23 protein-coding genes are annotated in these 24,129 nt (G+C 37.1%); 13 read left to right on the top strand and 10 right to left on the bottom strand.

What is annotated here, in order from left to right; all coding sequences use genetic code 11:
* Positions 1–27: 27 nt before the first annotated feature.
* The 3 genes from yqfB to DK865_RS09605 form a co-directional block, all read right to left on the bottom strand.
* Positions 28–348 (bottom strand): N(4)-acetylcytidine aminohydrolase, encoded by a 321-nt coding sequence (gene yqfB / locus DK865_RS09615; protein ID WP_023582182.1) that lies wholly within the window; start codon positions 346–348, stop codon positions 28–30.
* A gap of 62 nt (positions 349–410) precedes the next feature.
* A complete protein-coding gene (ada, locus tag DK865_RS09610) occupies positions 411–1,259 on the bottom strand; it encodes a bifunctional DNA-binding transcriptional regulator/O6-methylguanine-DNA methyltransferase Ada (protein ID WP_109391774.1) in 849 nt (282 codons plus the stop codon).
* A 77-nt stretch (positions 1,260–1,336) separates the two neighbouring features.
* On the bottom strand, positions 1,337–1,945 hold the full coding sequence (locus DK865_RS09605; protein WP_109391773.1) for a DNA-3-methyladenine glycosylase family protein: 609 nt from the start codon (positions 1,943–1,945) through the stop codon (positions 1,337–1,339).
* A gap of 239 nt (positions 1,946–2,184) precedes the next feature.
* On the opposite strand from DK865_RS09605, the gene DK865_RS09600 reads away from it, so the two are divergent.
* Entirely contained in the window at positions 2,185–3,204 is a 1,020-nt protein-coding gene (locus DK865_RS09600; protein WP_228407751.1) for a methyltransferase, read from the top strand.
* A gap of 73 nt (positions 3,205–3,277) precedes the next feature.
* Here DK865_RS09600 and leuE read toward each other — a convergent pair whose 3' ends face one another.
* Positions 3,278–3,925: a leucine efflux protein LeuE gene (gene leuE / locus DK865_RS09595; RefSeq protein WP_023582178.1), complete on the bottom strand. Its 648-nt coding sequence runs from the start codon at positions 3,923–3,925 to the stop codon at positions 3,278–3,280.
* Positions 3,926–4,462: 537 nt separating this feature from the next.
* Here leuE and DK865_RS09590 point away from each other — a divergent pair.
* The 4 genes from DK865_RS09590 to DK865_RS18950 all read left to right on the top strand — a co-directional run bounded on the left by DK865_RS09590 (position 4,463) and on the right by DK865_RS18950 (position 6,019).
* Positions 4,463–4,666, top strand: coding sequence for a hypothetical protein (locus DK865_RS09590; RefSeq protein ID WP_036913060.1), 204 nt, complete (start codon positions 4,463–4,465; stop codon positions 4,664–4,666).
* The gene (locus DK865_RS09585) at positions 4,647–4,904 is read left to right on the top strand and encodes an FAD-binding oxidoreductase (RefSeq protein WP_109391772.1); all 258 of its coding nucleotides are present in this window, start codon (positions 4,647–4,649) and stop codon (positions 4,902–4,904) included. Before DK865_RS09590 ends, DK865_RS09585 begins: the two co-directional genes overlap by 20 nt.
* A gap of 81 nt (positions 4,905–4,985) precedes the next feature.
* A complete protein-coding gene (locus tag DK865_RS09580) occupies positions 4,986–5,753 on the top strand; it encodes a GNAT family N-acetyltransferase (RefSeq protein WP_109391771.1) in 768 nt (255 codons plus the stop codon).
* A 140-nt stretch (positions 5,754–5,893) separates the two neighbouring features.
* A complete protein-coding gene (locus tag DK865_RS18950) occupies positions 5,894–6,019 on the top strand; it encodes a hypothetical protein (protein WP_267128431.1) in 126 nt (41 codons plus the stop codon).
* Positions 6,020–6,102: 83 nt separating this feature from the next.
* Here DK865_RS18950 and DK865_RS09570 read toward each other — a convergent pair whose 3' ends face one another.
* The gene (locus DK865_RS09570; protein ID WP_194295196.1) at positions 6,103–6,828 is read right to left on the bottom strand and encodes a sulfite exporter TauE/SafE family protein; all 726 of its coding nucleotides are present in this window, start codon (positions 6,826–6,828) and stop codon (positions 6,103–6,105) included.
* Between the two features lie 143 nt (positions 6,829–6,971).
* Here DK865_RS09570 and DK865_RS09565 point away from each other — a divergent pair, with 143 nt between their 5' ends.
* The 8 genes from DK865_RS09565 to DK865_RS09530 all read left to right on the top strand — a co-directional run bounded on the left by DK865_RS09565 (position 6,972) and on the right by DK865_RS09530 (position 19,361).
* Complete coding sequence (locus DK865_RS09565; RefSeq protein WP_109391768.1) at positions 6,972–7,853, top strand: LysR substrate-binding domain-containing protein; 882 nt, start codon at positions 6,972–6,974, stop codon at positions 7,851–7,853.
* Between the two features lie 365 nt (positions 7,854–8,218).
* A complete protein-coding gene (gene glgB, locus DK865_RS09560) occupies positions 8,219–10,402 on the top strand; it encodes a 1,4-alpha-glucan branching protein GlgB (RefSeq protein ID WP_109391767.1) in 2,184 nt (727 codons plus the stop codon).
* Between the two features lies 1 nt (position 10,403).
* Positions 10,404–12,473 (top strand): glycogen debranching protein GlgX, encoded by a 2,070-nt coding sequence (gene glgX, locus DK865_RS09555; RefSeq protein ID WP_109391766.1) that lies wholly within the window; start codon positions 10,404–10,406, stop codon positions 12,471–12,473.
* A gap of 21 nt (positions 12,474–12,494) precedes the next feature.
* A complete protein-coding gene (glgC, locus tag DK865_RS09550) occupies positions 12,495–13,838 on the top strand; it encodes a glucose-1-phosphate adenylyltransferase (protein WP_023582170.1) in 1,344 nt (447 codons plus the stop codon).
* Complete coding sequence (gene glgA, locus DK865_RS09545) at positions 13,835–15,268, top strand: glycogen synthase GlgA (RefSeq protein WP_109391765.1); 1,434 nt, start codon at positions 13,835–13,837, stop codon at positions 15,266–15,268. Before glgC ends, glgA begins: the two co-directional genes overlap by 4 nt.
* 45 nt (positions 15,269–15,313) lie before the next feature.
* The gene (gene glgP, locus DK865_RS09540) at positions 15,314–17,764 is read left to right on the top strand and encodes a glycogen/starch/alpha-glucan family phosphorylase (protein ID WP_109391764.1); all 2,451 of its coding nucleotides are present in this window, start codon (positions 15,314–15,316) and stop codon (positions 17,762–17,764) included.
* A gap of 235 nt (positions 17,765–17,999) precedes the next feature.
* Positions 18,000–18,389, top strand: a complete 390-nt coding sequence (locus DK865_RS09535; RefSeq protein WP_109391763.1) for a RidA family protein — start codon at positions 18,000–18,002, stop codon at positions 18,387–18,389.
* A 3-nt stretch (positions 18,390–18,392) separates the two neighbouring features.
* Entirely contained in the window at positions 18,393–19,361 is a 969-nt protein-coding gene (locus tag DK865_RS09530) for a threo-3-hydroxy-L-aspartate ammonia-lyase (RefSeq protein WP_109391762.1), read from the top strand.
* A 124-nt stretch (positions 19,362–19,485) separates the two neighbouring features.
* Here the strand turns inward: DK865_RS09530 and DK865_RS09525 are convergent, their stop codons facing one another.
* From DK865_RS09525 to DK865_RS09505, 5 genes are all read right to left on the bottom strand, one after another.
* Positions 19,486–20,397 carry a dihydrodipicolinate synthase family protein gene (locus DK865_RS09525; RefSeq protein WP_109391761.1) on the bottom strand — a complete coding sequence of 304 codons (912 nt, stop codon included), beginning with the start codon at positions 20,395–20,397 and terminating at the stop codon, positions 19,486–19,488.
* An 18-nt stretch (positions 20,398–20,415) separates the two neighbouring features.
* Positions 20,416–21,021, bottom strand: a complete 606-nt coding sequence (locus tag DK865_RS09520; protein ID WP_228407750.1) for a dihydroxyacetone kinase subunit L — start codon at positions 21,019–21,021, stop codon at positions 20,416–20,418.
* A 2-nt stretch (positions 21,022–21,023) separates the two neighbouring features.
* Positions 21,024–22,019 (bottom strand): dihydroxyacetone kinase subunit DhaK, encoded by a 996-nt coding sequence (locus DK865_RS09515; RefSeq protein ID WP_023582164.1) that lies wholly within the window; start codon positions 22,017–22,019, stop codon positions 21,024–21,026.
* 146 nt (positions 22,020–22,165) lie between these two features.
* Entirely contained in the window at positions 22,166–23,656 is a 1,491-nt protein-coding gene (locus DK865_RS09510; protein WP_109391760.1) for a tripartite tricarboxylate transporter permease, read from the bottom strand.
* 15 nt (positions 23,657–23,671) lie between these two features.
* Positions 23,672–24,109 (bottom strand): tripartite tricarboxylate transporter TctB family protein, encoded by a 438-nt coding sequence (locus tag DK865_RS09505; RefSeq protein ID WP_023582162.1) that lies wholly within the window; start codon positions 24,107–24,109, stop codon positions 23,672–23,674.
* Positions 24,110–24,129: the final 20 nt, after the last annotated feature.

Raw genomic sequence — 24,129 nt, 5'->3', positions numbered from 1 at the left:
CACAATGTGATCCTTTTTTATTTGTTCTTATTTTACTAACTGATATTCAATAAGATATAAAGATTGTGTTGTTGGATAAATCTCTTTGATAAGTGCTTTCAATACTGGAAGTATCATACCTTCCTGTTGGGCGTGATACTCATTGATATCATCATAATGTAACGGTGATACTGCTATGATTTTCAATTTTCCATAATGAGTACGATGTTCATTAGCAAATAATTCAACAATGCTTCCCGGTTTGTAATCACTTTCACTTTCATCTCGGATAGTAATTACTTTTTTTCCTTCAAGAATGGAAGGGATTAAACGTTCAAAAAAAGTAATTTCTGTTGGTATTGCCGACATAATATTGACTCATAAATTTATTGATAACTTACTGATTATCTTATCATGCAATAACTACTTTTTTATTCTTTTTTACCCGTTGAGGTATTATTTAACGCTTCCGTTTGAAGCAATTTAGCCTTACGTTCAATTCCCCAACGATAACCGGATAATTCACCATTTTGTCGAATAACACGATGGCATGGAATAGCAACTGCTAGCTTATTTGCTGCACAGGCATTAGCGACTGCGCGATATGCCTTAGGCGCTCCAATTTTGTCGGCAATTTCTTGGTAAGTCATAGTGCTACCAAAAGGAATATCTAATAATGCCTGCCAAACTTTTTGCTGAAATACAGTGCCTTGGATATCAAGAGGTAAAGATAAAGGTTGTTTGGGTAATTCGATAAAGCCGATGACTTGAGCAATGACTTGCTCAAATTCTTTATTTGCACCAATTAATTCAGCCAGCGGAAATTGTTTTTGCAAATCTTCTAATAACAGCTCTGCGTCATCTCCTAACATAATGGCACAAATCCCCTTTTCACTTTGTGCTACAAGAATACTTCCTAAAGAACACTGAGCGATAGCAAAAAAGATAGCAATATTCTTGCCACCTGTACGCCAATTTGTTGGCGTCATTCCTAATATTGCTGTTGCATTTTCATAGAAACGACTATTAGCATTAAAGCCCGATTGATAAATCGCATCTGTAATACTGCCATCTTGAACTAATGCTTTTTTTATTAATTTTTGACGATAAGCATTGGCATACTCTTTTGGGGTAATACCCATAATGGATTTAAAAAGGCGATGAAAATGATATGGGCTCGCCATAACATGCTGCGCAATACAGGTAAGCGACACGTCACCGTTATTTTTTTCAATAAAACGGCAGGCTTGCTCAATAAGTTGATTATGTTTACTTTCCATTATGGTAGTCCTTTTAATACGGGATTATGGCTATTATTGACAAACATAATGAATAAAGAACTCCGTTTATTGCTTAATCACTCTGGTTCTTTAGATAATGCCCATAAATAAAGCGATGCCGTGGAACCATAGGGTGAATAGCGTTTTCGATAACGTTCGAAGCGTACTTTATCTAATGTTTTATGACGATAAAGACGCATAATTCCACGTTGGATCGCCAAGTCCCCCCAACTTAAAATATCTGGTCGATTGAGCGAAGAAATTAATAGCATTTCTGCAGTCCAAACCCCTATTCCTTTTAGTTGAATTAAAGTATCGATAACCTCTTTATCTGTCATCTCAGGAATTTTATTTAAATCTAATCTTTCTGAAATAACGGCATCAGCAATACCGATAATATAACCGGCTTTGCGCATTGTCATACCACATTGCTGTATTTCTTGTGCAGATAGTTTTGTAATACGCTCTGGAGTATAAATACCTTCACATAAGTTAAGTAAACGTTGATTTACCGTGGTTGCTGCATTTACTGATATTTGTTGTTCGATAATATTTTTAACTAATGCTGTAAATAAATCGGGCGTAAGTGGTCGATTAATTTCACCCATTCTTTCAATAAGCACCGCTAAACGCTTATCACGATTTTTTAAGGTGTTTATCTCTTTCTCGCCATACTGGAAATACATAGCTATTCCCTATTAAAAATATATTAGAAGTCAGTATAACGTGAAAACCAAGGTATTATGCACCCCATTTCTTGCTTTTTTATTTTCATGCTCAGAATAATAATTATAGAAACAATTACAGTTAATAATGAAATTTAAATATTTATAAAATTAATAAAAATAAAAAAACACTCTATACTATATTTGAAAAAGTTGTTTTATTATCAATTCACCTGCATTACACAATGGAGTTTAATATTATGAGTGAAAATTTAGATTTAAACAATAAATCAGCGGCATTAGATTTAATGAAAAAATCCATGAGTTTTACTATTCCTGGCGCTTTAAGAGTTGCCGCTAAATTAAAAATTGCAGATTTATTAAAGGAAGGACCTAAAGATATAAATGAACTTGCAAAGAAAACAAACTCAATTCCTTATGTTTTAAATAGAATATTAAGAATGTTAGCATCTGAAAATATATTCTATGAGTCAGAAGGAGAACGTTACTCTCTTGCTCCTGCGGGGCGATTTTTATTAAGTGATCATAAATATAGTCTGCGTGATGCCGTATTAATGTTAACAAATGAAACATTATGGCGCCCAGTAGGCGATGTCATTGAGTCTGTTCAGGGCAATCCCGCTTTTGAACATTTATATGGCATGTCTTTTTATCAATATTGGCAAGATAATGTAAGAGAAGATCATGATTTTCAAGCAGGTATGAGCTCACTGTCAAAAATAGAAAATTATTTTATTATTAAGCATTATAACTTTCCAGAGAATAAAACAGTAACAGACATTGCTGGAGGATTAGGGGGATTATTATTAGAGGTGTTAAAAGAAAATCCTACGTTAAAAGGACAGTTATTTGATCGTCAGCATGTGTTAGAAAGAACGAAATTAGTTGAATTAAATGATGATAGCCGCTGGAAATTAATACCTGGTGATCTATTTGGTGATTATCCTGAATCTGATATTTATTTAATTAAGTATATTATCCATGATTGGGATAATGACAGTGTCATTAAAATATTTAAAAATTTCCGTAAAGCAATGAAGAAAGATTCCAAAGTACTTATTATTGAACCTATTATTTTTAAGAAAAATATACCTGATGTCGCTAAATATATGGATATTCTTTGTATGAGTGCATTTCCTGAATCAGGAGAGCGTACAGAAAATGAATTTATAGCCTTATTAGACAAAGCTGATTTAAAAATAAATAGAGTGATTAAAACAGAAACATATAACTCGATATTAGAGGTTGTTATTAAATAAACTATTGAGAGAATCGTTTATTTGTAACAAAAAAAAGCCACTTTCAAAAGTGGCTTTTAAATTTAAATAAATATTATGCAGTTAATGCTAGTTTAGCACCAAAGAGTAAGAACACCGCACCAATACAACTGTTTGATAATGAAGCTAACCGTTTGTTATGTTTTACTTTATTAGTAATAGCAACACCGCCAAAAATAAGCACTGATAAATAAAGCATACTGCATGTTTCTAAAATCGCACCTAATACAAAGAATGGAACACCTGCATTTTCATACTTAGGATCGATAAACTGAATAAAGAAAGAAACATAAAAAATGATCATTTTTGGGTTAAGCATACTCAAAAATAACGCCTTAACATAAAGACCATCTTTTGCTTTTACAGTGACTTCAGACACTTGCTCTGACGTCTCTTTTTTCTTTTGGAACGTTGCATATAACGTTTTTAACCCTAAATAGGTTAAGTAAAGCGCACCTGCATATTTAATGACAATAAAGAAGACGGGTGAAGTCTTGACTAATGAAGCAACCCCCAAAAATGCCAAAAAGATTAATAATGCATCACCCGTAAAAACACCAAGAGCGGCTTTATACCCCCCTTTTACGCCATGCTTCGCACTGGAAGTAAGGACGAAAATCGAGTTTGGACCTGGTACTAAAGTAATAAAAATAACGCCTAAAAGGTATGTCCAAATATTTGAAATACCGATACTTTCTAACATACGACGCCTTTTTTAAAAAAATAACATGCTGAATATGTGAGCTATCATATCTGCAATATTTATTTTGTAAAACAATAATCTTTATATAACCCAAAAATAAGTCAATTACTCTGCCTTGCGATGCAAAAGGCAGTTTGTAAGTCTTTTTTCACCTCTATTTTTAGACTAAAAAACCAGTTTAAACAGGCGTTATAGTATGATGCTGAAATTAAAATTTATACAGATTTAGTATCCAATTAAAGCCATATAACTAAAATTATAAACTGCATTATGGTTTAAATTCGGATGTAATGCCCTGTTGTTTGTTTTATGTTATGGAGCATTATTCTTTTTGTGATCTTGGGCGATATTTTATTTTTAGCATTAAGGCACTCTTACTCATTAATTTTATGAAAAATAAGTATTTTTATTGATATCGAGTGAGTTAATTAGCACGAAAAGAGAGGGAATAAAAAAGATTATGTTTACCAAAACCCTTATTCTAGGTTGCTAGAAAATGATCATCGCATTATCGGTGTAGAAATAACGGAAGCTAAAATGCATGCTGATCATGTTATTTTAACAGTAGGTGTAAGTGCTTTAGCATTATTATCTGAAAAAGGTATTGATTTACCTTTATCTTCATCACCAAGCATTTTGCTTAAGTTAATAACGGATGCAGAACACGCTTTTTTACCTTGTATCGCCGCACCAGAGATGAAGTTACGCTACTGTGTTCAAAATGAGATTATTTGCAGTTAAAGATTACATTGATAATAGTGATGAACATCACCCTGAGCGTATTACGTGTCATGCACAAGCGACTTTTTGTGATAATTTTACGCAAACAGGTAAACTAACAATAAAACAGGTTGCTGTTGGTGAAATGCCTATGCCTAAAGATGAAATGCCAATTATTGGAGAAATATCGCCTTATCAGCGATTATATCTTGTTACAATGCACGTTGCCGTGACATTGTCACCTTTATTATGTGAATGAGTTGCACAAGAACTTATTTACGAAAAAGCGGAACCTCTATTAACGCCTTATCGCGTATCACGATTCAGCTAGAGAACCATTATGGATGCACAACTGTATAAAGAATTTAAAATAGTAGAAAAAGCCTTTTGGTCAGAAATTTGTGAAAATAATATTCGCATTGGCGATCATACACACTGTTTTATGACACCTATGGATGCGCCTATTTTTAACTTTATTTATTTACGTCAAGGCGCAACAGAAAGTTCGTTCCAGCAAGCAAGTACCCTTTTCTCTTCGCAGAAAAAAGATCATATCTTGGTTTTACCAGAGTCATTATTACCTGAATTTGAAAACATTATAAAAAATGCTGGTTATACCGGTGACGGCATGACAACCGCTATGTATTTAACACTATCAGACGCGATTTATCCTGCTTATCGAGATAATCCTTGCGATATTATTCTCACCAATCATAACCTCGAACAATGGGCTCATCCATTAAAAACGGCATTCCCTGTGGGAGATGATAGTGAGAATACCATTATTAATGAGTATATTCGTTATCATCAAAAAGCATTGGATAATGGCGCAACCATTTTCCATTATGCATTGTTAGTTGATGGTCAGCCAGTCTCTTCATTAACGTTAACAATACACGATAAATTAGCGCGTTTTGATGATATTGGGACAGATATTGCCTATCAAGGTAATGGCTATGCAACTCATTTGATTAAGCATGTTTTAGAGTTTTGCCGTGAACAAGGTGTTGAACGTTGCTTTTTAGATGCATCAGCAGATGGTTTAGCCCTATATCGTAAGTTTGGTTTTAAATCGCTCTTTAACTATCTCAGCTTTATTAAAGAATAGAAGCAGTTATATGAATAGGCTCAATCATGTTTGTTGAGCCTGTTTTTTTACTATTAATCAATGTTAAGTCTTTTCTCAGCATCTTGTTTATCTTTATCGCCATCCATTTTTATACTGATAGTAAGGCGTTAACCAGCTGTATGGTACTTTCAACCGCGGTGACTGAAGTTGAAGATCCGGCAATAAAAACCATTGCACTGGGCATGATTGCCCTTTTATATTCAATTTCATTAAGGGCAAGAGCCGGTGCCACAACCAATGAATGACGGCCATTTGCTGATATTTCGCAGACTTTAGTCATGCCTTATGTGTCAGATTTAAAGTAAAGGCTGTTAATACAGCCATTTGATTAAGAATAAGTGCCATTAAATAGCAGTGAGCCACCAGCAAAAATCAGCATGGCATCTAATAACCATTGAAAAAGTGTTGGTGTCAATTTCAACACCAGTTTTTTACCAAGGTAATTTCCTAGAGTTAAGCCACAACCGACTAACGCCCCACTAATTAAGATAAAGCGATTAACTGCACCAAGCTGGCTAAATGTCAGGGCTTTGGTGAGATAAATGACAAAGGAGGCGGCAGCTTCAGTTGCAAGCAAGGGTCCTAATGTCAGACCATATGCAGAGAATATGGGAATAGTTAATGGTCCGGTAGAAAACACAACGCCTGTTAAATAGCCGATAACTGCGCCAGCAATAATCACTTGGTAGGTTTTCATTTTGATTTGATGTTTACGTAATAAGTGGATCACGGGGATCATCAATATAAAAAACAGCCCCATACCAATATTTAGCCATTTTTCAGGCATTATCCATAATGTATTAGCACCAAGAATAACAGCCGGAATACCCGGGAACAGATAATAAAATAGTGGTTTAAAACGGATACTGTGACGCCATAAATAAATACGCGATAGATTTCCCATCACTGAAGCTAATGCCATAATAGGTACTGCTTCCTTTGCGCCAAACACATAAGTCAAAGCAGGAATTAACAAAATAGAAGAGCCTGTCCCCACAACGCCACTGATTACGCCAGACAATATTGCCAATAGAATAACTGCGATAAAACTCATTATCATCCTTAAAGTTCAATAAGTTAAAGACGTTGTATCATACCTGCCTTCTTTATTTTTACCTGTGATAAAATGTCACCGTATTGTGAGTTTTAATCAGAAAGCCGCTTTATTTATAATAAATAAACTATAAGGAGAAAATTATGATGAGAAATCTTCCTCCATTACCTTCATTGCGTGCTTTCTTAGTCGCGTGCCATAGCCAAAGTTATACTGAAGCCGCACAGACATTATGTGTCACTCACGGTGCAATCAGCCGTCATATCCAAGTTATAGAGAAATGGTTTGGTGTCACTTTATTCAACAAACAAGGTTTACGCCGAGTCCCCACGCCTTATGCATTGACATTGGCGCAAGAGTTAAGTGATGTTTTTGATAAGTTAAATGATATTGGTTTTCGTTATGGAAACGGTGGAAAAAACGATATTTTAAATATCAGTGTTCCTACAACACTTTGTTTAAAATGGCTTATTCCGCGAATGGAGGATTTTTATCTTCAATATCCAAATGCAAATATCCAAATTGCTTCGGCAAATAGTGAGCGATTTCATTTGATCAGTCATGATGATTTGATTATTCGCCCTCAACCTCAGCAACAAGAATATTCATCTGTTATGTTTTTAGAAGATAAGCATTGTTTAATTGCGTCTGAAAAGTTCTTGAAGCGTTACAATGTCACTAAATTTGAAGATATTTTTGACTGTCCAGTTATTGATACACTGACTCGTCCCGGGCATTGGCAACAATGGTTAATTGCGGCTCATCTCAGTTCACAGCGCTCATTCTCACGTCACTATCGCTTTGATCACTTTCATATTTCTCTTCAAGCCATTATTGAAGGATTAGGCATCGGTATTGGTCCTATTTCAATTTTATCGAATGAAATAAAGCGCGGTACTTTAAAAGTATTATTTCCAGATATCCAAATTGCACCGATATGTTACTACGCTTTAACGCCATTAGGTGTACAAAAAACCAAAACACATCTTGATTTTGAACAATGGCTTACTCAACAGAAAAGTTAATTATTCTAATGAAATAAGTGACTATTTTTCATAAAAATGGCAATTTCCACCCTATTAATCACACTTTTTAAAACTTTCCCTACTATCATTTAATTAAAAATATCTAATAATAAATTTCTTTTTATGAATAGGTAAAAACGCTAATCGTGCTGTTTTTATAATTCGCGATCTTTCTCTGCTCACCCATAAATATAGTTTAAATTCAATATATTAAATCTAAAAAATAGGTGTATTAACCTATGTTAATTATTTTGATTTTAAATAATCTGTTATAAACACTTATTGTTTAACTTAAGTTGACGTTCTATGCTGATATTTATATATAAAATTTATTAATTTATTTGCTAACAACGAAGGACGATGAGATGTCTGTAGCTGTGACAAAAAAAGCAATAGAAAAACTAATTAATGGGTATGAGTCTGATCCTTTTGCACTTCTTGGTATGCATGAAACATCGGCTGGTTTAGAAGTTCGTGCTTTTTTGCCAGATGCCGTTGCAGTCAGTGTCATTGATAGAAAAAATGGTCGAAAAGTAGCAACTCTAGAACGCAAACATTCTAGTGGTTTTTTCTGTGGTGCTATTCCTCGACGTAAACGTCGTTTTAGTTATTGTTTAGATGTCACGTGGGAAAATGCACAGGGTGTCGTTGATGATCCCTATCAATTTGGCATTTTATTGCAAGAGATGGATATTTGGTTTTTAGCGCAAGGACATCACTCCCGCCCTTATCAATGTTTAGGCGCACACCCTGCAAAATTGGGTGATATTGAGGGGATTACTTTTGCGGTATGGGCACCTAACGCAAAAAGCGTGAGTGTTGTCGGTGATTTTTCATTCTGGGATGAGCGACGTTTTCCCATGCGATTACGTCGTGAAAGTGGAATATGGGAGCTTTTCCTTCCCCAAGCCCATCTTGGCGATTGCTATAAATATTCTATTCTGGATGCGAATGGAGAGCGTCGGTTAAAAGCTGATCCTTATGCTTTTGAAACACAAATACGCCCTGAAAATGCCTCAATTATCAATACATTACCCCCAATCAGCCCCATGCCATTATCGCGTCAGCAAGCGAATCAACGCAATGCACCTATATCTATTTATGAAGTTCATTTAGGTTCATGGCGTAGACATACTGACGATCAAAGCTGGCTAAGCTATCGTGAATTAGCTGAACAGTTAATTCCATATGTTAAAGAGATGGGTTTTACTCATATTGAGTTGCTCCCTATAAATGAACATCCTTTTGATGGCTCATGGGGATATCAACCATTAGGGTTATATTCCCCAACTCGTCGTTTTGGCTCTCCGATGGATTTCCGTGACTTTATTGAAGCGGCACATCAAGCAGAAATTAACGTCATCTTAGATTGGGTTCCTGGTCATTTCCCTGAAGATGATTACGGTTTACGTAATTTTGATGGCACATCACTCTATGAATATGCAGATAGACGTGAAGGTTTTCATCCAGATTGGAATACCTTGATTTATAACTATGGGCGCAATGAAGTGCTGAATTACCTTTCTGGTAATTTGTTGTATTGGCATGAACATTTTGCGCTAGATGGTTTTCGTTTCGATGCTGTTGCCTCAATGCTTTATCGTGATTACAGCAGAAAAGAAGGCGAATGGCTGCCAAATAAACACGGTGGACGTGAGAATTTAGAGGCGATTGATTTTATTCGTCATACCAACAAATTACTGGGGGTAACTTGTCCCGGAACGATCACGATTGCAGAAGAATCTACCGATTTCCCAAGTGTGACTTTACCGCCTGATGATGGAGGTTTAGGTTTTCATTATAAATGGAATATGGGGTGGATGCATGACACGTTAGCTTATATGCAACGTGATCCTATCTACCGTAAATTCCACCACAATCAAATGACCTTTGGCATGCTCTATGCCTATAACGAAAACTTTGTTCTGCCTCTTTCTCACGATGAATTTGTGCATGGTAAAGGTTCATTGATTGGTCGCATGGTGGGCGATGATTGGCAAAAATTTGCCAATTTACGTGCATATCTCGGCTTTATGTGGGCTTATCCTGGCAAAAAACTGTTATTTATGGGATGTGAATTTGCACAATGGCGTGAATGGGATCACGACAGTAGCTTGGATTGGCATCTTCTTGAAGAGCCAAATAGCCCGCATCAAGGTGTTCAGCACTTTGTACGAGATTTGAATCTTTCCTATCGAGCTAATGCTCCGCTTTATGAATGTGATTTTGAGCGCGAAGGCTTTGAGTGGCTTACCGTTGATGATCACGATAACTCTGTTTTTGCTTTTTGTCGTAAAGATACACAAGACAATGAAGTCATTGTTATCAGTAATTTCACTCCTGTTGTGCATCACAATTACGTTGTTGGTGTAAATAAAGCGGGGACTTATCAGGAAATTCTCAACAGTGATTCTGCGTTTTATAACGGCAGTAACGTAGGAAACTTAGGTGAAATAGAAACAACCGCAAGTGCATTTAATGGCAAGCCTTATTCATTGTCATTGTCGCTGCCTCCGCTTGCGACGCTGTATTTAAGATTGAAGGATTAATATGTCTTTAGATTATGGGCGTCCTTTTCCTATGGGAAGTCATTATGATGGCTATGGCGTAAATTTTACACTCTTTAGTGAAAACGCCACTAAAGTCATTCTCTGTCTGTTTGATAAAGCAGGCAAAGAGATCCGCTACTCATTACCGGGTAAAACAGGCGCAATTTGGCATGGATATTTGCCCGGTGCTGGACCAGGTTTACATTATGGGTATCGTGTAGAAGGCGAATGGAACCCAGCCCAAGGATTGTTCTATCAACCTCAGCAACTATTATTAGATCCTTATGCAAAACAGGTGACAGGTATTATTGATAATACATTACCTTACACCGCCCCTGTTTTTAATGTATTAGAGCATGATGATAGTGCGATTACGCCTAAAGCAGTTATCACAGATGATAGCAATTGCTTTTGCCATTCTTATAAAGAAAAAGGCACTTATCAGCGTTTAAATACGCCGTGGTCAGAAACCATTATTTACGAAGGACATGTAAAAGGACTGACAAAACTGCATCCTGAAATACCCGAAAATTTACAGGGTACTTATGCTGCATTAGGTCATCCTGCTTTTATTTCACATCTGAAAAAACTAGGCATTACAGCATTAGAATTACTGCCTGTTCAATATCATTTAACAGAGCCACATCTTCATAAAATTGGTTTAAAAAACTATTGGGGCTATAACGTATTAGCACCTTTCGCTTTATCGACTCAATATTATTCTAATTCGGGTCGGAATATTATTGATGAATTTCGAGAAGCCGTAAAATGCCTACATAAAGCCAATATTGAGGTGATTTTAGATGTGGTATTTAACCATACTGCGGAATTAAGTGATCAATTCGAAGGTTATATTGTTTCGCAACGTGGTATTGATAATCAAAGTTATTATTGGCTAAACGACGAAAACAAAGCTCAAAACTGGACGGGCTGTGGTAATACACTCAATTTAAGTCGCCCTGAAACGGTGCAGTGGGTAATGGATTGCCTGCGTTATTGGGTGACAGAGTTTCATATTGATGGTTTTCGTTTTGATTTAGCAACTAGTCTTGGTCGAGTTCCGTATTTTGATACTCAATCACCACTACTAACAGCGATACGGCAAGATCCACTGCTGTCCCGTATTAAACTTATCGCAGAGCCTTGGGACTTAGGGTCTGATGGTTATCAAGTCGGTAATTTCCCTGTTCCATTTACAGAGTGGAATGATGGCTATCGTGATGTTGTTCGTCGTTTTTGGTTATGGCGTGATGTTTCTATTGCGACATTTGCAGACAATATTACGGGCTCTGCAAAACTGTATCATAAAAATGGCAGACCGCCCTATTCTAGTATCAATATGATAACGAGCCACGACGGCTTCACACTACGGGATTTAGTGAGTTATCAGAATAAACATAATGAGGAGAATGGAGAAGCAAACCTAGATGGACATAACACCAATTATAGTGTGAATTTTGGTGAAGAAGGTTTGATAGTTAACGAAAAAATAAGTCAACACAGATTGCTTGCAACAAGGAATATGCTGGCAACTTTACTGCTTTCTAGAGGAACACCTCATTTACTCGCCGGTGATGAAGTGGGTAACACGCAATATGGTAATAACAACGCTTATTGTCAGGATAATAAAGTCAGTTGGATCAAATGGTTTCAACAGCCTTACAACTTAACTGATTACATTCGCCGCCTTATTGAATTACGTCACCAAATTACACCTTTAAGCTCGCTTAAATGGTGGGAGGAAGATAGTCAAAATATTATTTGGTTAAATCAACATGCTCAATCTATGAGTCATGAAGATTGGCAACAACTTCCCCCTTCACCATTACAACTTCTTTTCGCGCAACAATGGATCTTAATGTTTAACCCATTAAGAAACAGCACTGTTTTTTCTTTACCTGAAGGGTCTTGGCTTTGCTTGCTTGATACAGCTAGCTGGCCTGATTGTCACCCGACACAATCTCAGCATTGTGAAATACAACCTAACAGTATCACCCTTTGGCGAAATAGCGTTTTTTATACTCAGTCTTCTACTGAAAAATTACCCATTATTTCCTCCCAAGTTAAGTAATTTGATTGGAGTGCTATAACTATGATGACAACAGAACAAGGCCAAAAATTAATGTTGGCACAACAACTTCCTAAAGAGGCAATTGCACTCGTTTTAGCGGGAGGTCGTGGTACGCGTTTAAAAGCATTGACTTCAAAACGTGCAAAACCGGCGGTTTTCTTTGGTGGGAAATTTCGAATTATTGATTTTACGCTATCAAATTGTCTTAACTCAGGGATCCGTCGTATTGGTGTAATTACCCAGTATCAGTCGCACTCGTTGGTTCAACATATTCAGCGAGGTTGGTCATTCTTCAACGAAGATATGAATGAGTTTGTGGATTTATTACCCGCTCAACAACGTCGTAATACCGAACATTGGTATATGGGAACCGCTGATGCTATCTATCAAAACCTCGATATTCTTCGTAGCTACCAAGCAAAATATGTCGTGATTTTAGCTGGCGACCATATTTATAAAATGAACTATGCGCGTTTATTGCTCGATCATGTTGAAAACAAATCAAAATTCACCGTGGCTTGTATTCGTGTACCTAAAGAAGATGCATTCCAATTTGGTATTATGGATATCGATGAAAATCGTAGAGTGCTCAATTTCTTAGAAAAACCCTCAAACCCACCTTGTATTCCTGATGATCCTGAACACTCATTAGCCAGTATGGGGATTTATGTAGTTGATAAAGATTACCTCTTTGATTTATTAGAAGAAGATAGCCGTGATCCAAATTCACACCATGACTTTGGTCAAGATATCATTCCTAAAATCACGGAACGTGGTGACGTTCTTGCTCATCCATTTGAACTCTCTTGTGTCAGTTCAGATCCTTCAGTACCCCCCTACTGGCGCGATGTAGGAACCATTGAAGCCTATTGGGCTGCTAACCTCGATTTAGCCTCTGTAACACCAGAGCTTGATATGTATGCGAAAGATTGGCCAATCCGTACCTTTATGACACCTTTACCGCCAGCCAAGTTTGTTCAAGATAACCATGGTGAACATGGACAAATGATGAACTCGCTGATTGCTGATGGCTGTATTATCAATGGTTCAACACTCTATTCATCTATTCTATTCCCATTAGTTCGCGTTGAATCTTTCTGCCATATTGAAGATTCTGTGATTTTACCTGATGTAACGGTGAGTCATCATTGCTACTTAAAACGCTGTATTATTGAACGTAGTTGTACAATTCCAGAAGGCACCGTTATTGGGATGAATGCAGAAGAAGATGCTATGCGTTTCCATCGCACGGAAGAAGGTATTGTGCTTGTAACAAGAGAAATGCTAGAGCAATTAGCACGTAAAGAAAAACCCGCTGAAACAACGGCAGAACACAAACCTCAAAATGAGGAGACTGTTTCGTGAATGTCCTTCATTGTTGTTCTGAATTATTCCCTTTGCTAAAAACGGGGGGACTAGCTGATGTTATGGGCGCTTTGCCCTTAGCTCAGAAAAAAATAGGGTTAGATGCACGGGTTGTTATTCCTGCGTTTCCTGCTATCAAAGATAATATTCCTGATCTTAAATTAGTGACTAATATTGATACGTTTGCAGGGAATGTGTCTCTGCTTTACGGACAATACCAAGGTGTTGATATTTATCTTATTGATGCCCCTCATCTTTATCAACGTACAGGTAGCCCTTATCACGATCAACATCAACATGCTTATAGTGATAATGTTTTTCGTTTTGCCCTATTAGGTTGGGTAGCCAGTGAGTTATCTGCGGGGTTAGATCCTTTATGGCGAGCGGAGATTGTTCACGCCCATGATTGGCATGCAGGACTTGCTTGTGCTTACCTCGCGATTAAACAATACTCCGCAAAATCTGTTTTTACTGTTCATAACCTAGCTTATAAAGGTGAGTTTTCACCTTATCATCTGCATCAACTTGAATTACCTGATGACTGTTTTTCAATTAATGGATTGGAATATTACGGACAAATTTCATTTCTAAAAGCGGGTCTATTTTATGCCAATCATATTACGACAGTCAGCCCAACTTATGCCAAAGAGATAACGACTCACGAGTTTGGTTACGGTTTAGAGGGGTTGTTACGTCAACGCGCTGATGAACAGCGATTAAGTGGCATATTAAATGGTATTGATGAAGTAGTTTGGGCGCCTGCAACAGATCGCTTAATTACGCGTCGTTATGATGTCAAAAACCTGAATAAACGTTTAGAAAACAAAACAGCATTACAGAAAAAATGTGGTTTACCTGTCAATAATAACCCCCCTCTTTTTGCAGCTGTCAGTCGTTTAACTTCGCAAAAAGGACTTGATTTAGTGATTGAAACGCTCCCTGACATCGTTGAACAAGGTGGTCAGTTTGTTTTATTAGGCACGGGCGATAGCCACCTTGAAACCGCATTTTTACATGCACAACAACAGTATCCGCAAAATGTAGCGGTTCATATTGGCTATGACGAAAGTTTTTCACACCAAGTTGTTGCGGGTGCCGATGTGATTATGGTGCCTAGTCGTTTTGAACCTTGTGGGTTAACTCAGTTATATGGCTTGAAATATGGAGCTCTGCCTTTAGTGAGACACACGGGTGGATTAGCCGATACGGTGAATGATTGTTCATTAGAAAATTTAGCGCACCACCAAGCTACGGGGTTTGTTTTCTATGAAGCAACATCGGACTCTCTGCGTCAGGCTATAAATCGTGCCTTTACCTTATGGAGTATGCCTAAACAGTGGCAACAAGTTCAAACAGATGGCATGAATCAAACTATTTTTAGTTGGGAAACCGCGGCAAAAACGTATGCGACACTGTATCAACATTTATAGATATGAAGTCTATTTAAATCAATGGATAACAAAAAGAGATTTATAATGAAAAACTTATGTGAATTTGATTATCTATCACCCAATAAGGATATTGAATCATTAAAGCGTTCTATTGTTTACAAGCTAATGTTTATCGTTGGTACATCACCCAAATATGCAACACCAACTGATTGGTTAAATGCCACATCTTATGCCATTAGGGACCGTTTAGTTGAACGTTGGTTAATATCAACCAAAGCAGAGCTTTCACCGAAAGTAAAACAGGTTTATTACATTTCGATGGAGTTTCTCATGGGGCGTTTTTTAACAAACGCCATGCTCTCCTTAGGTGTTTATCACGAAGTCAAAGAGGCATTACAAGAGTTAGGTCTTGATCTTGAAAAACAAATCGAACTTGAGCCCGATCCCGGTTTAGGTAATGGTGGTTTAGGTCGTTTGGCAGCTTGCTTTCTTGATTCTTGTGCCACGCTAGGTTATCCCGTTACAGGTTATGGCATTCGTTATGAATACGGCATGTTCCGCCAACAAATTCAAAATGGCGAACAATATGAAGTTGCAGATAACTGGCTTGAAAAAGGCAATCCTTGGGAATTTCCTCGTCATGATCTGCAATTTGAAGTAGATTTTGGCGGACGTTTACAGCAAGAAGGTGAGAAAAGTTATTGGGTTGATACCTTTAATGTTATGGCACAGCCTTACGACTCTATTGTTCCAGGTTATAACACGCAAGCAGCAGATACCATTCGTTTGTGGTCAGCCAAATCAAACGTTGCGTTTAACTTAGGTAAATTTAATAAAGGTGAATATCTAGAGGCAACAGAAGCAAAAGATCGCTCTGAAAATATCTCTCGTATTCTCTACCCTGACGATTCAACCGCGTCAGGTAAAATGTTGCGTTTACAGCAAGAATATTTCTTAGTGAGTGCTTCTGTTCAAGATATATTGCAACGTCATTATCATCTGCATCAACGCTTTGATAATTTAAAAGATTTTATTGCCATACATCTTAATGATACTCACCCTGTTCTTGCTATTCCTGAACTAATGCGTCAGCTGATTGATAATCATGGATTTAACTGGGATGAAGCATGGGAACAAGCTATTTGTATATTCTCATACACCAACCATACATTAATGAGTGAAGCATTAGAGACTTGGCCTGTTGATATGCTAGGACGTTCACTTCCTCGCCATTTACAAATTATTTTCCAAATCAATGACAAATTTCTAAAACAAGTTAGCGCGCAATTTCCTAACGATAACGAATTATTACGTCGTGTTTCGATTATCGATGAAGATAATGGTCGTAATGTTCGTATGGCATGGTTAGCGGTTATTATCAGTCATCAAGTTAATGGTGTTTCTGAACTTCATAGCCAATTAATGGTGCAATCTTTATTTGTTGATTTTGCGATGATCTATCCTAAGAAATTTTGCAATATAACAAATGGGATCACACCACGCCGTTGGTTAGCGTTAGCAAACCCTCCTCTCTCTAAAACAATTGATAGCCATATTGGTACAAATTGGCGAACTAATTTAGAGCAATTGGGTGAATTAATGCCATTGATAAAAGATAAAAATTTCTTGTACCAATTAAGAGATTCAAAACGCCTCAATAAGCAAAATCTTGCGCAGATCATCAAGGAAGAGTTAAATATTGATGTTAATCCTGATGCACTATTTGATGTGCAAATCAAACGTATTCATGAATATAAACGTCAACTTCTTAATGTGTTAGGTATTATCACTCGTTATAATCGCATTTTAGAAAATCCAGAGAAAAACTGGGTACCTCGCGTATTTATTTTTGGCGGTAAAGCGGCATCAGCCTATTATAATGCGAAGAAAATTATCAATTTTATCAATGATATTGCAAGTAAGATTAATAATGACGAGCGTATTAAAGATAAACTAAAAGTGATCTTTATTCCTAATTACGGTGTAAGTTTAGCGCAACATATTATCCCAGCGGCAGATTTATCTGAGCAAATATCATTAGCAGGAACAGAAGCTTCTGGTACAGGAAATATGAAATTTGCCCTAAATGGTGCATTAACTATCGGTACACTCGATGGTGCTAATATTGAAATTGGTGAACATGTTGGTTTCGATAATATGTTTATCTTTGGTCACAATGCGCAAGAAGTGGCAGAATTAAGACAGCGTTATTCTCCTCGTCGTTATTACGATGAAGATATTGAGTTACATACTGTACTTAATCAAATCGCTAATGGTTTCTTTAACCCATCAACTCCTGATAAGTACAAATCAATTTTCGATAGCTTAATTGAGTTTGGCGATCATTATCAGGTATTAGCCGATTATCGCAGTTATGTTGATACTCAAGATAGCGTTGATGTTCTTTATCAAGATGAAGAGGCTTGGTTGAAAAAATCGGCGTTAAATATCTGCCAAATGGGCTATTTTTCTGCAGATCGTGCGGTAACAGAATATATGCAACGAATTTGGAAAGCTTCTGCGATTACATTGTAAAAACTAAGCTAAATTTCTAAGGATAGAACAGTAACCGCGCTTTATTGCGCGGTTTTTGCTTTTATCGTTCAAGACTGAGTGAAATGGCATTTTAATATTATAAAAAACAAGAAAATCTTTTTTCATCCTACACTTACTCACGCGTATTGAGAAAAATAAACTATTGATCTAAAGTTAGACGTTATGTATAAATAAGTGTACATTTTATCTAACTTAAGTGAAATAGGAAACCACAATGACCTCACATCTTATCCAACAAAATATTGAAGCACTCTCTTTACCTGGTGGGCATTACTCTCATGTTGTTACTGCAAATAATATGTCGTTTATTTCTGGATTATTACCCTTAGATAAACAAGGTAAACCTTTAGCAGACAAACCTGTTGAAATCCAAATTACACAAGTGCTTGAAAATTTAGAGGCTTGCCTTATCGGAATAAAAGCAAAGAAAACCGATATAGCTCAAGTTAAAGTCTATGTGACAGATATTAATGAATGGCATATCGTTAATAAGTTATATGCAAAATGGATTGGTGAACATAAACCAGCAAGATTAGTCGCAGGTGTAAAAGAGCTTCACTTTGGGAGCAAAATTGAAATTGAAGCCGTTGTTATCAAGGAATAATCTATGAATAAGTTACCTACTCCTACTTATAAAGATGTCGCTGAAGCTCATCAGCGTATTCTGCCATATCTTAATAAAACACCTGTTTTAACCTCTCGCACTATTAATGAGCTAACAGAGGCACAGTTTTATTTTAAATGTGAAAACTTTCAGCGAATGGGGGCATTTAAATTTCGTGGTGCGATGAATGCGTTATCTCAATTCACCGAAGAACAACGTAAAAATGGTGTCGTAACCTTCTCATCAGGTAATCATGCACAAGCAATCGCTTTATCGGCAAAGCTATTAGGTATTCCTGCAACAATTATCATGCCTGAAGATGCACCAAAGGCAAAAATGGAAGCGACAAAAGGCTATGGTGGTCGCGTGATCACGTATAACCGTTATACAGAAGATCGTGAAAAAATTGGGCAACAACTGGCTCAAAAAGAAGGCCTAACATTAATTCCACCTTACGATCACCCGCATATTATTGCTGGGCAAGGTACCGCTGCAAAAGAGCTATTTGATGAAGTTGGTGAATTAGATATGCTATTTGTTCCCTTAGGGGGTGGCGGCTTGCTTTCTGGCGCTTTATTATCAACCAAAGCCCTCTCACCTCATTGTAAAATATTTGGCGTTGAGCCTGCAGCTGGAAATGACGGGCAACAATCATTACGCAAAGGCACAATCATTCATATTGATACGCCGAAAACAATTGCAGACGGCGCACAAACTCAGCATCTAGGTCATTATACTTTTGAGATCATTCGTAACAATGTGAACGATATTTTAACGGCAACAGATGAAGAATTAATTTCGGCTATGCAGTTTTATGCCCAACGAATGAAAATAATTGTAGAGCCAACGGGGTGTTTAAGTTTAGCGGCAGCTCGTCAATTTGGTGATAAATTAAAAGGCAAGAAGATTGGTATTATTATCAGCGGTGGTAATGTCGATATCGCGCAATATGGTCACTTTTTAGCGCAATGAGCCATGGCATCTTACGCATGTTCTAATATGAAAAAAAAAGCAGTATAGAAAAACCTATACTGCTTAAAAGAACCAACATACAACCAATCAACTAAAATAACGGGAATGTTTGTTTAACTCTTTTTTAATTAAGTGAAAAAGTGATACCCGCTTCTTTACATAATTGAGTCAGATTTTCTTTTAATTGTTGGTTTTCTTCAGGCAATAAATCGAGTTGTGGCAAACGCATATGACCGCCGTCTAAACCACGCATGGTTAATGCCGATTTAAATATTGCCATATTCGCACCAGATTTCAGTGCATCACTAAATTTCACACAAAATTGTTGCCACTGTTTTGCTTCTTGGTAATTACCTGCAATATAGGCTTTATACATATTCACGAATGGCTCAGGAAATACGCAAGCACAACCAGAAACCGTACCGTCACAACCTGCATCTAATAAACCAAGGAATAATTTATCGTAGCCATGAAGGACAGAAAAACCCTCTGCAACGGCAAGATAACTTAATGTTGTATTGTTATCAGCAAAACTGTATTTAATACCAATGACATTTTTACACTGTTGTTGTATTTTTGCCGCTAATGCAGGTTTGATATTATTTGCTGCACATTGTGGAATGTTATACAGATAAACAGGGAAATTATCCGGCACACTTTTTGCCACTGTCACAAAATAGTTTTCTAATTCTCTGTCTGTCGCACCAAAAAATTGTGGCGTCACGACACCAATACCATCAGCACCAATTTCAACTGCATGTTTAGCTAATTCAATGGTTTCATGTAATGTCATGGCGCCAACATGAATAAAAACAGGTAAACGTTTATTCGCTGTTTCAACAACGGTTTTTGCAACATTTTTACGTTCTAATGCAGATAAACGCAACATCTCACCCGTTGTCCCACAAGGGTAAAGGCAATCAACGCCTTGGGTTACTAACATCTCAGTTAATGCCGATAACGCTTTAATATCGACTTGATCCTTTGCGTCAAACGGGGTAACCATTGCCACTGTAACGCCAAATAATTTTTTCATATAAAGACCTTTATTAAATCAGATTGCTTCTACAATAACTTTAATTGCCAACATACCCGGATCATCTAAACCAATAGATTTCTCTGGGAACATACGAGCTCGACCTAATAAATTAGGTTTTTGGCGAAATTCATTAAGCGTACTATCGATACTCTGTAAGGCGACTGCCTTTAGATTATCGATAGCTAACGTTGGTTTTAGTGCTTCAGATAAATGGTAAAGAATATCGAGTACAGATTTTTGCCCTAATTCCCCTTTTCCCCTCGCCATCATGCTTTGGTATGCAACAGTTAATAGCGGTGAAATATCGGAAGAGGATATTTCTTGAAGTTGGTTTTCTTTGCAGTATTTTGCCATTGCCATAAAAGCGGTTGCTTGCAATGTACCAAAAGAAGACGCACAGGCTTTTTGTAATGATTTACTGCATTGAAAAAGTGCTTTGCTGAGATCATCAGGCCAATCTTGTGAATCGTCTGCAATTTGTCGCCAGCCTTTTTGCATGGTGATCCCTAAATCTCCATCACCTAGACGACTATCTGCTTCACACAACATAGGTTGAGATTGCTCGCAAGCGATAGCAACACGGCTCACCGCTTGTTTGAGTATTTCAAGCGTAATATTCATCGCTATACCCTCCAGAATGCGCAATGAGCCGGTGCATTCATCAAAGCTTCTAGCTCATCATCCAATTTGCACAATGTTAAACTTGCCCCCGTCATTTCCATGGAGGTGGCATAACGACCGATTAATGGATGCACAATTGTCGCGCCCGTTTTATCAATCAACTGTACGATTTTGTTGTACAGAATATAAAGCTCTTCTAATGGCGTTGCGCCTAAAGAGTTAACTAATACAGAGACTTTATCACCTGTTTTTAATGATAATTCTGTTTGTAAGCGCTCAAACATCTCTTGTGCAATCTCATCTGCACTACGTAATTTATCACGCCAAATTCCGGGTTCACCGTGGATACCCATTCCCATTTCCATTTCATCTTCACCAATTTCAAAAGTAGGATGTCCTACTGCGGGTAAGGTGCAAGATGTCAACGCACAACCAATAGTTCGGGTATTTTCCATGGTTTTTTGAGCAATACGTGTGACTTCATCGAGCGTTGCCCCTTCTTCGGCTTTAGCACCTGCCATTTTAAAACCATAGATCATCCCAGCAACACCACGGCGTTTGTGCGCTTCTTCTGGTTTTGCTGACGCGACATCGTCAGCGGCTAAAACCGTTGTACAACGAATATCATCTTCAAAATCAACCGTTTCAGTCGCCATATCAAAATTCATGATATCGCCACCGTAATTACCATAAAGTAGCAATACACCTAAGCCACTGTTTGCTTCACGAATGGCATCTGCCATTAAATCTGCGGAAGGTGAAGCAAAAACATCGCCTACAGCCGCCGCATCTAATAAGCCCTCACCGACATATCCTGTAAATACCGGTAAGTGACCCGATCCGCCTCCCGTTACAATCCCCACTTTGGGTTTGTTTGCTTTTTTCGAACGAGTAATCAATCTTGGCTGTGGTTGACGATAAATATCACCATGAGCAAGGCATAAACCTGCTAATGTTTCATCGACATAATTTTCTGGCTTATTTAATATTTTTTTCATGTGATCACCCGATATTTTTATTTATCTGCTGATTTCGACGTTTTAAATAAACTCATTTTATTTAAGACGCATTTTCCCTGATACTTAAAAAGTATCTCTCTATTAATAAATGCTTAGTTATAAATATTTAGTATTAAATAAGTTATTTATTTAGCTTTTAACGCACCTCTAATTTGCATAACCACAATAAATAAAAATACACTCGCTAATACCATTGAAATAGGTCTATTAACAAAGTTAATCAAATGACCATCCGCTTTCATTAATGATGAGAGTAAATTCTTTTCTAACATTGGCCCTAAGATCATCCCCAAAATAATAGGTGATATTGGGAATTTTCGTTCTTGAAGGAAATAGCCGATAACTCCCATAACTAACATAACAATAATAGAAGACATCGTATTTGTGATTGCATAAGAGCCTACGAGACTAAATAAGATAATTGCTGGATAAATAATCGCATTATCAATAGCAACGATCTTTTTCAATAAATTAACCACGATAAAAGCAATCGGTAATAAAATTAGATTAGCGATAAAGAAAATAATAAAGACAGCATACAATTTATCAGGATTGAATAAAAACAACGTTGGTCCTGGTTGCATATCTTTCATATACAATACACCGATAATAATTGCAGCCGCAGAATCGCCCGGAATACCAAATACTAAAGATGGTATCCAACTTCCGGCTAAGCTTGCATTATTACTCGCTGAAGCATCAACAATACCTTCTTCAGAGCCATGACCATATTTTTCTGGTTTTTTAGAAAGCTTCTTTGAAACCGCATAAGAGATCCATGCTGCAATATCGGCACCCGCACCGGGTAAAGCCCCAATTAATGTTCCGATTATTCCACTACGAAAAATACCACCTTTACGTTGTCGAACAACACCGCCAATCCCTTTAAAAATATTGTACGAATTATTTTCCGCATTCACTTCACTTAGCGTGATTTGTTTTTCTTTCCAGCGCTCAACGTAATATTTAATTGCCCCCGAAATTGCAAATAATCCGATCATTGCAGGAATAAAGCTTACTCCTTGCATTAGAGAAACTTCACCGAAAGTAAAACGTGCTTGCCCTGTAAATTCATCATAACCAATGGTCGCTAATGCAATACCAAAGAACAGTGCTAATAAGCTTTTTCGAATATGTGAACCTGAGACTATAGTTGCACAACTAAGCCCAATCAAAGAGAGCCACATATATTCATAAGAGCTAAATTTTAAAGCAAACTCAGCTAAAATTGGCGCGGTTGACGCTAATATAATCGTACCAATAACACCACCAATCACAGAGCTTGTTAACGACATACCTAATACACGGTTTGTTTTACCCTCTTTAACCAAGCTGTGTGCATCATTAGTATAAGCCGCCGATGCTGGCGTACCTGGAATATTTAGTAAAGCACCAGGAATATCACCCGCAAATATAGAAGATGCACCAACAGAAATCATTAAGGCTAATGCAGGAATGGGATCAAGGAAAAAAGTAAATGGCACCATTAATGCGATAGCCATTGTTGATGTTAATCCGGGAATTGCCCCAACAAATAGACCAAATAAACAAGCACCAATCACGACAAGTATTGTTGTGTAATCAATATAAGCAAGTGCGCTAATTAATATATCCATACTGTTGTTCTCTATTTATGAAAATAGCTGAGGTAGCGGTACTAACAGTACAGCGGTAAATAAGTAATACACTCCTAACACCACACTGGCTGAAATAATAAAACTATATATAGGTTTTGTTGTCGCATATTTCATCATTAATGGTGCTGTAATAATTAAGCCCGTTAAAATAAAACCTAGATAATCTGATGCGAAAACATAAAAAAGAATAATGCCAATGATTAATAAAACAAATTTTATTTCATGCCATGAAACTAATGGAATATCACTTTCTTGATTGCGGGAAAATATATCTATTAGTGAAAATATAATCATGCCACCGCCAATAATAGAAGGCATAAATGCGGCACCATATTCACTAAAATCACCTAATGAATACGCACTATAAACAATAAGGAATAAACCAAAGCAACAAAATATTATCGATAGAATATGACGATTTAGCATAGGCATAAAAACGGCTGTGGTTCAGC

The sequence above is a fragment of the Proteus cibi genome, assembly GCF_003144405.1.
In the GTDB taxonomy this organism is placed as follows: domain Bacteria; phylum Pseudomonadota; class Gammaproteobacteria; order Enterobacterales; family Enterobacteriaceae; genus Proteus; species Proteus cibi.
This window is presented reverse-complemented; position numbering and strand designations above follow the sequence as displayed.